A 15,623-nucleotide genomic window follows, 5' to 3' on the forward strand; every position below is an offset into this window, starting at 1 on the left:
CTTGATCGGACTATGCCAGATCGACATCCTCATCGACGATAACGGGTTCTTCCTGATTGCCGAGGCTCAGCAGGAGGTTGAGGAGAATTCCGACGATGGCGGCGGTGGCAATGGCCGGGAAACGCACGCCGAAGAATGGAATCATGGATTCCGGGAAGTAGAAGCTGCCGCCCAGGCCAATGATGAGGATCACGGAGATGATCGCAAGATTCTTGGAGCTGAACATATCCACCTGCTTCTCAATGATGATGGCGATTCCCTGAGCGGCAATGACACCGAACAGGTAGATGGACAGTCCGCCGATGACGGCTGCCGGAATGGAATAGACCGCGTTGACCAGGGGGGTGAAGCTGGAGATCACCATGGTCAGGATTGCCGCCGTAATCAGCACGTTGACTGAGAAGTTCTTGGAAATGGCCATGGCGGAAATGTTTTCGCCATAGTTGGTGCCGGCCGGTCCGCCGATGGCTGCGGAAACGATGTCGCCGATTCCGTCACCGATGAGGTTGTCGCCCAGGCGGTTCTCCAGGTCGTAGACCTTAGTGGAACCCTTCTTCTTTGCCAGATTGTTGACATAGATGTGCAGCTGGAAGATGTGGGCCGTCGATTCCGGGATGGTGGCCAGCGCGATGGGCATAATAGCAGCCACTGCAACAAAGGTCGGCTTGGGCAGCGTGATGACCGGCAGCTGAAGCATGGCTCCCTGAATGGTATCAAAGCTGATGAACGGAATTTTCGTAACCATCTGAACGATGATGGCAACGCCATAGCCGGTCAGGAGTCCGAACAGGATCGGCAGCTGGCTGAATCGTCCCTTCAGATAAACTGAGTAAAGGATGGTGGAGAGCAGGGTCGCGATGGCGATCACCCAGGCCCAGTTCATTCCCCAGGCGGGATCCACGGAGGCCGGCACAGCGGTGGCGTTGGACATAGCCGAACCAGCCAGGGACAGACCGATGATGATGGCAATGGGTCCGGTGACGCTGGCGGGCAGCAGGCGATCAATGAGCTTGCGGCCGTACCGGCGGATGATGAAACCGGCAATGATCGACACGAATCCGGACATCATGATACCGAACTGAGCAATGGAGATTCTTTCATTCATGGGCAGATGGGCATAGGTTGATCCCATGGTAATGGAGGTAATGGCCGCGATGTAGGAGAAGCTGGAACCGTAGTAGAGCGGAATCTTGCGTCCGGTCACCAGGATAAAGCAAAGCGTTGCCAGCCCTGAGGCGAAGATGGTGGTGGATACGTTGAATCCGGTCAGCAGAGCGACCAGAACCGTCGCGGGGAACATGACGATGATTTGTTGGAGTGCAAAGAATAATAATTCCAGGGGCCTTGGCGTCTCATCCGGCAGATAGCCGTGTACCTTGTTGGTCATGAATAATACCTCCAATTTTTTGCAATAAAAAAATCCTGCTCGCCGCAAGATCGCACAGTTATCCCATTTGTTATCTTACGGTTTCTCGAGAACCTTTTTAAAGATTTATCATTACGATGATATCACTTTCTGCTTCAAATAGAAAGAAGGAAATCAAACCCGGGGTTTATTTCACGTTTTATCACCATTCATCGGTGCTCGGCGATGAAATGCTCAAAAATTGCCGTTCGATTTGACGAAACCAATTGGATCAAAGCAAAAGACCGCCGAAGCGGTCTTTTCGCTGCCTGATTCATCCAGTCCAGTGATCGGTCAGAGGCTGTTCTTCCTGGAATGAGTGCCGGGTGACTTACTGGTTTCCTGAATCTCCGGGCTGCGTTTTTTTCTCCCAGGCGTGCGTCACCTGCAGAATCGCCAGGAGCGCCAGCGCGAAGGCAATGGGCGCGTAAACAAACAGGGAGCGGAAGCTGCCGGACAGGTCCCGGACCAGTCCGAACAGGATGGGGCTGGCAATGGATGCAGAGAAGGAAAAGAAATAGTAGTAACCGGTGAATGTTCCCAGTTCATTCTCTCCCGCCATCTCCAGCACCATGGGCAGGGAATTGATGTTAATCCCGGCCCAGAACATACCGCCCAGAAGCAGCAGCGCCCGGATGCCCCATAATGATTCCACAAACAGAAGCGGAATGAACACCGCCACCAGTCCGATCAGACCCAGGAGGATCGTTCGGCGCCGGCCGATCCGATCGGCAATGATCCCCGAGGGTACGGCGAAAATGACAAAGGAAACGGAGAAAAATGCCAGCAGCATGGCTGCCTGTCCCTCACTCTGTCCCAGGACCGTCGTGGCATAGCTGGTGAAGAATGTTTCCACCGCGTTGTAGGCACAAAACCAGAAAAAAATCGCCAGAAGCAGAAAGAACAGGCTGCGCCGGGAATCGGACGACAGCTTGCGGAAGCCCCCCAGTCCAAAGAATGACTGATCACCAGATTCCTCCTGGGTATCCGGCGGAGTCATCAGTCTGGGATTGAGCCGGTTTTCCTTGATCAGGACAAAGAGCAGGCCAACGGCCAGCAGCATGATGACGGACCCCATAAGGAAAGTGGCGCCGCGGCCGTAGCTGTGGGCGATGCGTCCCCCCACCAGAAAGGCGATGATGGAGGCAGCGCCGCCCATCAGATTAATCAGTCCGTTGGCCTTGCTGCGCAGGGGGTCCGGTGTCAAATCCGGCATCAATGCAATCATGGGAGCCCGCCAGATGGACATGATGAAATTAAAGATAATAATAACCAGCATCAGAAGCCATAGCACTTTCATCTGAGGAATGAAGGCGAACAGCACGGCGCAGATCGGTGCGCCAATCAGGATATAGGGCATGCGCCGGCCGAACCGGGTGCGGGTTTTGTCGCTTCTGGCACCGAAATACGGCTGAAAAATCACCCCGAAGACGTTGTCGATGGTCATGATCAGACCGACGGTGGCGGTGGAGGCAATGAAGTCCTGAAGAATCAAGGGTACGAAACTGTTGTACAGGCTCCATAACAATGAGCTGGCAAAAAATCCCAATCCGATCAGCAGGGTCTGGCGAACGTTCAGCTTCAGCTTGTCCTGTGGCATATGACCATCTCCTCACAGCGTTGTTATGATAAATTCTTTTTACTTCTTTGACAGATGCTTCATCCATGACAGATGCTTCATCCATAAATGGTTCTGATCCTCTGTGTATTATCAGCTTTCTCGGTTTGTTTCGGGCTGGTCCGGTCCGTTTAGTGCACTCGGTCTGTCTCTGGCTGTTTCGGTCTGTATCAACCCAATGCAGTCTGCCAGTCTGTTGATCTGTCTGTTTTGTCACTTCTGGGCAGAGGTCTGTTATGCTCTTTGGTTCTGTCTGGTCCGATCTTATTATCGGAGGAGCGCTCTTCTGAGCTGGTTTGTGGTGACTGGTGTTTGACCGGATGGAGCCTGGACCAGATTCTGATTCTATGGAGGGGGACTACTCGACGGTTTTGGTGGCGACAATGTTAATGCCCTGGTTGAGTACATTGAGGCAGATCACGTCGCCCCGGCGGACGGGCTTTCCAACATAAATGCGGGAGAGTACCCGGGAAATCGGCAGGAACATTTCCATCTCCACTGGTTGGGTGCTTTTCACCGGCACCACTTCAATTCGTCCGGAGTCCTTGCAGCGAATGAGGGATGTAAAATAGGCTTTCATGGCCAGACCTCCTATATGCTTTCGAATTCTTTGATTCGGGCAGTCAGAATGCGGGATTCCTTGGAGTCATTGAGAATTTCCTCGGGCTTTTTGTCCAGCTCCTTGGCCAGAATTTTCAGGATCCGATTCATGCAGTAAGATCCCTGACAGCTGCCGAAGGAGATGCCGGTGCGGCGCTTGACGCCTTCCACGGTACGGGCTCCCAGCGGCCGCCGGATGGAGTTGACGATTTCTCCTTCCGTCACCTGGGAACAGGTGCAGATCATATGGCCAAAGCGGGGATCAAAGGCAATGGCTTCATTGCGTTCCTTGTCCGACAGATCGCGGAACCGGAAATAATCCCGCCGTTTGAATACATAGTCCGGATTCTCAGCTGTCTTGAAATTGCTGACCACCAGGTCCGACACAATCTGTGTGACCCGGGGCAGCAGAGCAGGCAGTTGATGGTTCTTAACCTCCAGGTTAATGTAGCCTTTTTCTTCCAGCAGATCACTGATAACGATGGGCACATCATAGTAATTATTGACGGTTAACAGGTCCACCCGCTCGGAGGGAAACGGTCCGATGAGCTCTTCCACCCGGTGCTTGACGCCCTTGTAATCCATGCGTTGGGAGGCTTCAATGGCAGCCACTGCCTTTCCTGAAAAAGTCGGCATGATGGAGGAAGCATGGCCGTCAGCATGAAATACGTTCAGCATGAGCCCGATATCCTGTTGGTAATTTTTCTCCAGCAGCATCGTCTGCAGCGGGACATCCCGCGTGGCCCGGCGGTATTCCCCGCCGCCCAGGTACAGATCGTTGAACGCCGTGATGACCACTACCCGGCAGGTATATTTGGATTTATTCGTGGTAACCCGAACCTCGTCATGGGCGATTCGTTCGATGGCGGTTACTTCTTCTTCGAGGCGAATGCGGACTCCATTTTCTGAGGCGATCTCTCCCAGAGCGGTGGCCATGTCATAGGGAGAAATAATACCGGTGTTCTCATGGCGGATGATCCATTGATAGCTGTCTTTGATTTGCGGTGTCCAGGCAGCGGCCTCTTCCCGGCTGACCGGGCGGGCTCCCTGGATGCCCCGGCGGTGGATCCTCTCCAGGGCGGCCTCAAAGTCCTTCTTCTCGTCATAAATCGACAGGGATGGCTCTTTCTCGTAGTAGAAATTGCCTTTCCGGCTGTACTCCAGCAGTGGAATATGGGAATCCCGGAGCAGTTCATAGACCGAATCATCCATGACATCCGTCCCGTCGGTTACAAAGGTTGTAATGAACTGGGCTACATCTTCCGCAATGTCGAAATTGCGCTCGATGACAGCAATATTCAGATTATAGCGGGCAAGTGCCGCGGCAACACTGCAGCCGGCGAGACCGCCGCCCAGAATGACTACATCATAATCCATCTTTCGTCCCTCTCTTGGTTCATCGTGCTGGTTAGTTCATTTCATCGGCCTGACAGAATAATCGGAAAAGGTCGCGTTCCCTCGCTTCGTACCGCCGCTCAAACAATTCGGGATCATGATGAAAGCGGATCAGGTCGTACAGAAACGGATCGGACGCAAAGCTGTCCCAGGCAGTCACCATGGCATAGCCGTATTCGGGGTGATGCTGATAGATGTCCCAAGCTTTCCAATGACCGGCCACCGCCGGAACGCGGCGAATAATGCCTGCCAGGAGAACCACCAGTGTTTTCTGGATCGGCCCGGCGCCGTAGCGGATTTTGCCGACATCATGCAGGAGGGCGGCGCGGAGCAGCTGTCGTTTCCGCTCTCCGGTGACAGCGACGGGGAGCAGCTGTTCCAGCGTCTGTGCCGTTGCAATGGTGTGCAACAGCTCGGCTCGACGCAGTTGTCCAACGGCCTGCCGTTCCGGTTCTATCAGGTATTGCTTCAAATAAACTTCGTTCAGCGGTCGAACCGGCGCTGCCAGATCCATGAAAAACTGCCTGACTCTGGACATAATATCTCCTTTTCCCGTTTCTTTCATTTTACCACAGCCGCAGCCGGACAAACGTTCCACAATTCTGACCCCTGGCCTGTGGATAACTTTGTTCAAAAAAGTGGCCTCTAACGATTTCATAAAAGGTTATGAACAATTATCTCCTCTTATCCACAAAAACTGTGGATAAACTTGTTAGATAGAAATTTCAGACAATTGTCCGGTACTATGTCAACCACCCCCATGAACCGTTGAAAACACTGGATTCACGCTTTGAATTTGGGCTAAAATAATGAAAATTAACCCTGATACAGAAAGGAAAACGGCTATAACAGGCCTGTATCCCAGCTTAGCGATCTTTTATCCACATCCTGGGAATGGTCATGCAAATAGTAACAAAACGGTTAAAACCCTTGCAATACGTTATTCTTTGAAGAAAATCATTATAAAACTAGAAATCCTTAAAACGACGTTTTTTACTCTATTTTTTGATTTTCGAATTTACGTTCTATCATCCAAAATGGGCTAAAAATATTAAGATGAATTGTTATCAATTATGAAACAGTCATTTTATCAATTGACATTAACATAATACTGCTTTCAGTATAGTATTGAAGCGATAATTAGGAGGAGTATATGATGTTTAACAAGAGAGCACAGGAAATCATATTAAAAACGGCTCTTGTTTGTTCCGTCTCCGGTGCAGGGTACCTGGTCGGCGCACAGATCGAACCGCAAAACAGCATCGTTTACGCGCAGACGGTCTATAAAACCACCGTGACCACGAGCATGCGCCGCGGTATGCGCAATGATGAGACGCTGATTGTCAAAATACCCTCCCGTCAGGCCGTCGATATCCTGGGCGTCTATCAGAATGGCGCCTGGGCAAAAGTGCGTTGGAACAACCGGACCGGCTATATCCGCACGATGTATCTGACCAAGGCCCAAAGTTCAGGATCTTCCGCCGCTGCCTCACCGAAATCCGGTTCTTCTGTCCGCTCGGACGGATACCACATGTTTACGGCGGAGTCCGTGACCCTTCGAACATCAGCTTCCTCTTCCTCGGAAAAACTGACGGTGCTGAAACCGGGAACCGATTTCCTTCTCATCGATCGAAAAGGCTCCTACTATAAGATCTACGTCAACAAACGCTATGGCTGGATCCCAGTCAGTTCAGCCCGGGACTACAGCAAGACTGGAAACAAATCCGAAACCAGTCAGTCCGCGAAGGAATCCACTTCGAAAAAAACTTCTAGTTCCGCCCAGTCTGTGAAGAGTGACGGCTACCATATGGTCACATCAGGAACAGTCAATTTCCGGTCAGAGGCTTCCGCTGACAGCCGGAGGCTGGGTAGTCTCCCCGGCGGGAGCGATGTTCTCATCATTTCCCGGAAGGGCGACTGGCTGAAAGTATATGTCAACAAACGCTATGGCTATGTCCATAAAAAAAACCTGGCGGATTACGGAACGTCAGCCGCTGACAAGGCGCTGGCAGCAAACCGATCCGATCAGAAGGACTCCTCATCGGAGAAGAAACCTTCAACCGGTGAAGGCCAGTCTGATTCGGGCAAAGGCCAGTCCATCCAGTCCGATGGCTACCATATGTACGCCAAACGCCAGACAGTACTGAAGCAGGGAGCCGGTTCCTCATACAAGACCCGGACCACCGTGTCCGAGGGAACCGATTTTCTGATCATCGATCTGAAGGACGGCTGGTATAAAGTCCGCTACAACAAATCCTACAGCTGGGTGAAAAAATCAGATCTGACCGATTATACCAAAAGCAGTTCCTCAACCTCCGGCAGCGGTTCCTCCCAAGGATCCGGCTCTTCGCAGGACAGCTACCGCGGCGTCCATATCATGTCCACCAAACAGTCGGTGAAGCTGCTGGCAGGTCCCAACACGGACTTCAAGTCGAAGGCGACCCTGCCCAAAGGAACGGAAGTCACGGTCCTGAACGACTGGGGCTACTTCGTCAAGGTAAGCTACCAGGGCAAGGACGGCTATATCCACATGAAGCACCTCAAAAAAGCCCCAGGGTATACTTCTCCCGGCAGCAGCGGTTCCGGTTCAGGTTCCGGCGGCTCCGGCTCCGTCACCCCCAATGTCCAGACCCTGGGCGGCACCCGGTCCGACCAGGTGAAAATCAGCCACAACAAAAAATACAAGGATACTGACATCAAAATCAGCGGTTCCGTGAAGAATACCAGCGCGACCAAAGTCAGCGTATTCCTGAATGGCACGTACCTGAATCCTGGACGCCTCAGCGGTCAGTCCTTCAGCTACACCATTCCGTCCAATGTGACCCGTCCCGGCAGGAACGACCTGAGAATCCAGGTTGCGACCCCCGGCGGCCTCCTCTATCAGACCAGCACCTTCACCGTGACCAAGGTTCCCACCATCGTGGTGGATGCCGGACACGGCGGACGTGATTCCGGAGCAGTCGGCAGTCTCAACGGCAAGTCAATCTACGAAAAAGATTATGACATCAAGTTCGCCAGCAATCTGCGCGATGAACTGATCAAGCTCGGTTTCCGGGTTGTGATGACCCGCACCACTGATTATGACGTGCCCCGGGCCGACCGGGCCTCGCTGTCCAACCGCTCCGATGCCGACCTGCTGTTTTCTGTCCATCACAACGCCGGTTCCAGCACGGTATCCGGCGGGATGACCCTTTACCCCTCGGCGAAAGCCAATCCTTCGACCCAGGCCGCCTTCAGCGAAAGCAAAAAATTATCCGAAATGATGAGCTCTGCTTATTCCAGTTCAGGCATGGGCTACCGCGGCGCTTATCGGGACAAGGACATGTCCGGCGGTTCGCTCTACATGCTCCGCAATACCAACAGCAGATCCATCCTGACGGAAATCGGCTTCATCTCCCATGCAGGTGATGTCAAAAAAATCATTAACCCCGCTTTCCAGCAGGAACTGTCAAAAAAACTGGCCAATCAAGTCTATAACTTCTTCTACAAGTAAAGCAGATCCATTGACTTAGATACTGGTCAATTTCCAGACCTGGATTTCAAATAATCAACAAAAACATAAGTCTCACTCGAAGTCGAGTGAGACTTATGTTTTTGTTGAACTTATATATTTTAGATGGCTTTCCCTTACAAAACTACTTCGAGAACAACGCGTCCAAAGTAACTTGATCAAACACCCCTGTATAAAACCATCTTGACTCCCATCAAGAGGATCAATACTTACCTGAACCTGCAACGGATCCTGGAACAATAACCTTGGATAAAATATAGCCTTGTCCAAATTCCATAGTATAACAAGAGTTTTTTTGATAGAAAAACTTGAAATAGCAGGACAAAATAATCCTTGATTCACTCAAAATAAGTGAATTCAAGGGCTTTGCCATTTTTTATTCCCAGACTCATGAAATAGAGAGATCTACTTTGAAAATAGTGTGTCCAAAACAACTTGAACAATACCGCCAAGTCAGGGCTGTACTATTTATGCTGGAGCAATTTACTTACTTAAAAAAGGAAATCAATGTATTAAGATCGTATACTCCAGAAGATTTTAGGTAAATACTGTCTTCCGTTACAATCGAATCGATCTGCTCCAAGAAGAATCCTGTTACTGCTATTGTTCCTTGTCCAGAAGTTGATGGTATTTCTTGTCCGGGAATTGCTGGAAAGAATGGCAAGTTGAGAGAAATTTCAACTTGCCATTTTGTTTAGCTCAGTTCACCATTGATGACCAGTTTGACCATGTGGTCGTCAATGATTCGCTTTCCACTTTGGTAACCAAAAATCAGGGTGCTGGTACACACTTGGTTGACTAGCCTGGCGGATCCACCGGAATATCGATAGATCGCCTCAGTAGCCTCATCTGAGAAGAGCTCATGGTCGATCCCGGCATATTCCAGGTGGCGTTTCATGTATCCCTTCACCTGTGAGTGGTCCATCAATTGCATTTTGCACTGGATGTCGATCCGTTGCCGGATCGCCGTATAGGACTGCATCTGGAGCTTCTCCCATAGCTCGACCTGGCCCACCAGTACCAGTGCCATGGGACTGACGGCATCCATCCGGAAGTTGAGGAGAAAACGTACCTCTTCAAGCATTTCTCGATCCAACAGATGCGCCTCATCGACAACGACCACCGGACGCTTATTGTGGAGCCCTTTCATCAGCTCGATCTCTTTATGCAGCTGGCGTTTGGCATCCCCTCGATAGAATCTTGATTCGGCCCCCAGCTGATCCAGCATCCCTTTGTAGAAATTTCTCGGCGTCATTTTCGAGTCTGCCAGATAGATCAGGGTGTATCTGGTGTCATCCAGTTGATCGCGGAATCGGCGAATGGTGGTCGTCTTACCAGTGCCGCACTCTCCGGTGAGTACACAGAAGAGTTGCCGTTCGGCGACATAGGATAATCTGCTCAGGGACTCCTCCAGCGTATTGGAGGGGAATAGTTCCGTCGTCGGCAGATCCCGACAGAATGGAGTTTTCTTGAAGCCATAAAACGCTTCAAACATCACTGCCACCCCCTTTTCTTATGTCTTTGAAAGAGATGGCCGTAGACTGCTGTTTGTCTTTTCGCTTCTGATTCTGCTTTTGGGCACCATCGAGTAACCGGGAAGAGGTTGGCTTGACTGGAGTCAGGAACTCCGGCAGCTGAGGCTTGGGCGCCACCCGCTCCCCAATGACCAGCTTTCTCACCACAAAGGGTTTGTCATCCTGATACTCAATGCTCAGTTCCTCGGTGTTACTGGGGTCATAGACCACTTCCACGCTGCGAGCCACATAGGGTAGCCCAACTTCATACTTCGCGCCGCCAAAGTTGATGCAGCCACTCTTGTCGACTTTTCTGGTCTCGGCGTGCAAAAAGGCGTTGGCGACCTTCTCCGCCGGCAGATATTTCAAGGGCCTGGGATCCAGATTATACGCCTGATGCGGGGTCGTTCCATTGAGTGCGGTATGCGGTTTGTTCTGGTAGCATTCTTCCAACCAGATCCAGAACCGCTCATTCATAACCTCGAGGGATCGTTCCGAGTTATCGAATTTATACTCATCGAGAAACCGATCGATATTCTGATTGAATTTTTCTATTTTTCCGGTGCCTTCCGGAGAGTAGGGCTTTGCGAAGATCAGCCGGATGCCAAGCTTTGCGCAGGCTCTGGACATCCACTTATTTTTAAACTGGCGGCCGTTATCGAAGTATGCCTGCTCTGGAATTCCCCACTTGAGGATGGCTTTGCGGAAGCAATCCTCAACGATGCTCTGCTCCAGGTTCGAGTAGAACTGGGCATGGAGGATCATCCGGGTAGCGTCGTCCAAAAACGCCACCAGATAGACCTGCTGCGGCTTGTTTCCAGGACCGATCGGCAGGTAACAGCCATACTTGATATCCGAATGCCACAGTTTGTTGCGGGTGCGTTTTTGAAATCGGCGGGTAGCTACCCCGCCAGCGGCATAGATGGCCATATGCTTCCCGCTGTAGCCCTTCTCCTGCAATTTCTCCTGCAGGCTGCTTCGCTTGATCGCGCCAGCTTCGGTGAGGCCTTCCCATTCCATGATTCGAATGATCTCAGCCACACTTCTGGACGGGATCTCTTTGCGCAGCCGCACGGCTTCGTCCAACACCAGCGCCGGGATGGCTCTTGAATCCTGCGATACCCTCGCCTGCGGCATCAGTCCGGAAAACCCCTTCTGCAGATAACTATTCAGATATCGCCGTAAGGTCCGCTCGGAAATCCCAGCCTCGCGGCAGATCTGCTCCTTAAGCACCCGGATCTGCCCCTTGTCCAAGTCATGGGAAAGAAGGGGCGCCAGTAGAATCGCCCGTTGCGTCGCTATTTCCTGTGCTTTTTCCTTGTCCTTCATGTCATGCCTCCATTCAATTTCGAGTGATGACATGATTTTAGAGGACTCCTCGGTGGACACCTATGCCAACTGGGTATGTGGCCATCGGTGATTGTTGACTAAAATCCGGACAACCTTTTTCAGCCAGCCCGCAGGCTCGCCTACAAAGAAGAAAATCCTCTCGAGTATGGACTGAGGCAGATCGGAAAAGTCGACCCCATAGTCCTGAGTGACTGTAGCATATGTACTGAGCAGAGCACCGACTAAAGCGTGGGCTCTGGAGTTGAACCAGGCTCGGACCCGCCGAATGGTCGAATTCTCAACGGGCACCGCTTCATGTTGACCGGTGATGATCTGCTCCAGGATCGTTGTGGTCTGCCGCTTATAGGGAGTTAAGAGATCCGGAAGTTCGTGATGAATCTTCCCGCAACCGGGGTTGGTACAGCGCAGGCGACGAAGCACCAGGATCATGACATCCCCATTCTCGTCGATCACTGATCTCCTGCGGGAGCCAATGACCTTAAGCGACTGATGACAGATGGGACATATGCTTTTCTCCATACTCCGAACAAAAAACACCCTGATCGGGATTCCATTCTAAAACGTATTTTGATATACTGATCATGCTAATAACTTAGTAAGGATCCTCCCTGATGACTCGGCGCTAACCATAGAGTCAGGGAGGATCTCTTTTTGTCCTCCACAATATTATTATGGACATTATATCCGTCTATTTACGGACAGGCAAGGCTGGCTACTATAGGACGATTGGTTCCGGCATAAACAGAATCCACTTTTCGATTTACTTGAATAAAATATCATTTCATATGGGAAACCAAAGTAACCTTTTGGTCGAGCGGATGAATACTTGAACTTTGATTGCTGAAGATAATTTATGACTTCACTTTTAGAAGCTTCATCCTCAATTGCATTAACCAATTTATGGCCATTATATAGCTCTATTTTAACAATCTCGGAAGCATTCATTCCTGTCAGATCCAGTAATGTAGCCGCTGGTTTCATATGATTCCACACATCGCCAGCTATTAAAAGAGCCAGCAAAACAAGAAGGGTAATTTTACCTATTTTCAATCGTCTTTTGTTCGATCCATCTAATTACCGCCCCACATACTAAAATATCAGCTGCTTCATTAATCCACTTCCTGAGCTGTATGCCTTGCCATCAACTGAATTGGCTGCAGCATATCATTATGGTAATATCGCATCTCAAGTTCCCACTCCCGGATCCCATGTTGAATGACATTATTGATGTTGCACATATCTCCATAGTATCAGTTTTCCATGAATATGCTATTTTTGGGTGTTTTTTTCAGACTGTGACAATTATATTAATTAACTATAAAGTGGCTGCTGAAAAGATTAATCGGTTTTAGATTTTTTTGTTCTGGTTGGTTTAGCCATGAACAGTTTCTATGATCGGTCATTGCTGAAAAATGATCATGTTGATCAGACTGCAAAACCCTGGCTTCGCAAATCTTGCGAAGCCAGGGTTTTGATTTTTCTTATGGTTGAAGCACGTTGTGCCTTGTTATGGAAAGGATTCCTGATAGATTATTCTTCCGGATTCTCTGGTTCTGAGTCTTCTTCGTCGGATTCTTCGTCGGAATCTTCTTCGTCGAACAGGTCGTCAATCAGGCTGTCGGCATCCTCTTCCAGCTCATCTTCTTCGAGGGAGAGGAAATCGTCCTGCGGATCCTGGTCTTCAAATTCATCCATATCCGTCAGTTCCTCGTTGTCAAAGTGCCGCTCATCGCGATCCAGCAGTTCTTCGGAGTCAATTTCCTCGACATCCACTTCTTCCTCGCTCTCCTGGGCCTTCTTGATTTTAGCCATGGAGACGACGGTAGTTTCATTGATGTTCTTCATCAGGATGACGCCGGTGGCATCGCGGGAGGTGACCGCGATGTCGCTGGCTTTGATCCGGATGGCCACGCCATCGGAGTTGACCAGCATTACTTCATCCTCATCGTTGATGATGCGGGCCGCGGCGACCTTTCCAGAGCGGCTGGTGACTTTGTAGGCTTTGGTGCCGAGTCCGCCGCGGGTCTGCTGGCGGAACAAGCTGATGGGCGTACGTTTTCCCAGACCTTTTTCGGATACCAGCAGCAGCTTTTCACCTTCCACCGCAATATCCATCGTTACGGCTTCATCGCCCTTGCGCAGGCGAATGGCGCGAACACCGGAGGAATTCCGTCCCATGGGCCGGACATTCTTTTCATTGAAGCGGATGGCCATGCCGTTTTTCGTGACGAAAATCAGCTCGGCTGATCCCTTGGTTGCCTTGACGTGGAGCAGTTCATCCTCATCCCGCAGGCGAATGGCAATCAGGCCGTTCTTTCTGAGGTTGGCGAAATCCTTCAGCGGCGTTTTCTTGATGATGCCCAGCTTCGTTCCCATGACCAGGAAGCTGCCGTCCTTGATGGAACCGATGGAGAGCACGCACTGAATGCGTTCGTCCGCTTCCAGGGGCAGCAGATTGATGATGTTCATGCCCTTGGCACTGCGTCCGGCATCCGGAATCTCATAGGCCTTCAGCCGGTAGACCTTGCCCCGGTTGGTGAAGAAGAGCAGATGGCGGTGGGTCGAGGTGATGAACACATTGGTGATAAGGTCATCCTCTTTCATGTTCATGGCCTGAATGCCCTTGCCGCCGCGGCGCTGCGCCGAGTAGGCGTCCGTGGTGATCCGCTTGATGTAGCCCGAAGCGGTCAGGGTAATGACGACGTCTTCCTCGTTGATGAGGTCTTCATAGTCAATCTCATTTTCCTGCATTTCGATGGAGGTCCGGCGGGGATCGCCGTATTTTTCCTTGATCTCGAGCAGTTCGGTGCGGATGACATTCAGCAGGATCGCCTTGTCTTCCAGGATTCCCATGAGGCGGGTCATTTCCCGTTGCAGTTCGTCAAATTCCTGCTGGATTTTGCCGCCTTCCAGCTGAGAAAGCCGGCGCAGCCGCATGTCCAGGATCGCCACGGCCTGAATATCACTGAGTTCAAACCGTTCGATCAGCTCTGACTTGGCAGCTTCGGTGCTGGTGGAAGCCCGGATGATCCGGATCACTTCATCGATATGATTCAGGGCGATCAGCAAGCCTTCCAGGATATGAGCCCGTTCCCTGGCTTTGGCCAGATCATACTGGGTGCGGCGGGTGACGACCTCTTTCTGGAATTCAAGATAATGATAGAGCATCTGCTTCAGGTTCAGCAGCTTGGGCCGCATGTCAACCAGAGCCAGCATGTTGACGCCGAAGGTATCCTGCAGCTTGGTATGCTTGTACAGCTGATTCAGGACAATATGGGGATTGGCATCCCGCTTGATTTCAACAGAAATCAGCAGACCATTCCGGTCGGACAGATCTTCGATGTTCGAAATGCCGACGATCCGTTTTTCCTTTACCATCTCGGCAATGCTCTGCACCAGTTTGGCCTTGTTGACCTGATAGGGCAGTTCCGTTACTTCAATTCGGCTTCTGCCGTTCTTTTCCTCGACAATCTCAGCTCTTGCCCGGACCACCAGTTTGCCGCGGCCGGTTTCATAGGCTTCCCGGATGCCGGTAGTACCGTGAATGATACCACCGGTGGGGAAATCCGGTCCCTTGATGTAATGCAGCAGTTCCAGCACGCTGATGTCGGGCTGATCGATCATGGCGATGACGCCGTCGATGGTCTCACCCAGGTTGTGCGACGGAATATTTGTCGCCATGCCGACGGCAATGCCGACGGCGCCGTTGACCAGAAGGTTGGGGTAGCGGGACGGAAGCACGACGGGCTCTTTCTCATTGCCGTCGTAATTGGGCCGAAAATCAACCGTCTGCTTTTCAATGTCGCGGACCATTTCCACCGCCAGCTTGTCCATGCGGCACTCGGTATAACGCTGAGCCGCCGCGCCGTCGCCGTCAATGGAACCGAAGTTGCCCTGGCCGTCGACCAGAGGATAGCGGAACGAGAACGGCTGGGCCATACGTACCAGTGCGTCGTAGATGGAGGAGTCGCCGTGGGGATGGTATTTACCCATGACGTCACCGACGATACGGGCGCATTTCTTGTAGGACTTGTCCGGATACATGCCGGCTTCGTGCATTCCGAACAGGATGCGTTTATGGACGGGCTTCAGTCCGTCGCGGACATCGGGCAGTGCCCGGTCGACGATGACACTCATGGAGTAGTCGATGAAGCTTTTTTTCATTTCCTGGGATAGCTCAATATCCTCGATATGACCCTGGTTATTTTCAAATTCGCTCATTCCCTACCT

At 51.4% G+C, this 15,623-nt stretch carries 10 protein-coding genes; 1 reads left to right on the forward strand and 9 read right to left on the reverse strand.

The window, feature by feature from the left end; genetic code table 11:
- Positions 1–10: 10 nt before the first annotated feature.
- The 5 genes from P6M73_RS16640 to P6M73_RS16660 form a co-directional block, all read right to left on the reverse strand.
- Entirely contained in the window at positions 11–1,387 is a 1,377-nt protein-coding gene (locus P6M73_RS16640; RefSeq protein WP_277854127.1) for a uracil-xanthine permease family protein, read from the reverse strand.
- Positions 1,388–1,736: 349 nt separating this feature from the next.
- Positions 1,737–3,005 (reverse strand): MFS transporter, encoded by a 1,269-nt coding sequence (locus tag P6M73_RS16645; protein ID WP_277854128.1) that lies wholly within the window; start codon positions 3,003–3,005, stop codon positions 1,737–1,739.
- A gap of 376 nt (positions 3,006–3,381) precedes the next feature.
- A complete protein-coding gene (locus P6M73_RS16650; protein ID WP_277854129.1) occupies positions 3,382–3,603 on the reverse strand; it encodes a DUF1667 domain-containing protein in 222 nt (73 codons plus the stop codon).
- An 11-nt stretch (positions 3,604–3,614) separates the two neighbouring features.
- On the reverse strand, positions 3,615–5,000 hold the full coding sequence (locus P6M73_RS16655; RefSeq protein ID WP_277854130.1) for an FAD-dependent oxidoreductase: 1,386 nt from the start codon (positions 4,998–5,000) through the stop codon (positions 3,615–3,617).
- A 31-nt stretch (positions 5,001–5,031) separates the two neighbouring features.
- Positions 5,032–5,556: an HD domain-containing protein gene (locus P6M73_RS16660; RefSeq protein WP_277854131.1), complete on the reverse strand. Its 525-nt coding sequence runs from the start codon at positions 5,554–5,556 to the stop codon at positions 5,032–5,034.
- 615 nt (positions 5,557–6,171) lie between these two features.
- Here P6M73_RS16660 and P6M73_RS16665 point away from each other — a divergent pair.
- Positions 6,172–8,511, forward strand: a complete 2,340-nt coding sequence (locus P6M73_RS16665) for an N-acetylmuramoyl-L-alanine amidase family protein (protein ID WP_277854132.1) — start codon at positions 6,172–6,174, stop codon at positions 8,509–8,511.
- Between the two features lie 712 nt (positions 8,512–9,223).
- Here P6M73_RS16665 and P6M73_RS16670 read toward each other — a convergent pair.
- The 4 genes from P6M73_RS16670 to gyrA all read right to left on the reverse strand — a co-directional run bounded on the left by P6M73_RS16670 (position 9,224) and on the right by gyrA (position 15,614).
- Positions 9,224–10,024, reverse strand: a complete 801-nt coding sequence (locus P6M73_RS16670) for an ExeA family protein (protein ID WP_277853148.1) — start codon at positions 10,022–10,024, stop codon at positions 9,224–9,226.
- Complete coding sequence (locus tag P6M73_RS16675) at positions 10,017–11,372, reverse strand: DDE-type integrase/transposase/recombinase (protein WP_277854133.1); 1,356 nt, start codon at positions 11,370–11,372, stop codon at positions 10,017–10,019. The genes P6M73_RS16670 and P6M73_RS16675 overlap by 8 nt, the downstream gene beginning before the upstream one ends.
- A gap of 60 nt (positions 11,373–11,432) precedes the next feature.
- A complete protein-coding gene (locus P6M73_RS16680) occupies positions 11,433–11,912 on the reverse strand; it encodes a DUF6431 domain-containing protein (RefSeq protein WP_277854134.1) in 480 nt (159 codons plus the stop codon).
- A 1,011-nt stretch (positions 11,913–12,923) separates the two neighbouring features.
- Positions 12,924–15,614: a DNA gyrase subunit A gene (gene gyrA, locus P6M73_RS16685; RefSeq protein ID WP_277854135.1), complete on the reverse strand. Its 2,691-nt coding sequence runs from the start codon at positions 15,612–15,614 to the stop codon at positions 12,924–12,926.
- Between the last annotated feature and the right edge of the window lie 9 nt (positions 15,615–15,623).

The sequence above is a fragment of the Anaerococcoides asporogena genome (assembly GCF_029590275.1).
Lineage (GTDB): Bacteria > Bacillota > Clostridia > Clostridiales > Clostridiaceae > JG1575.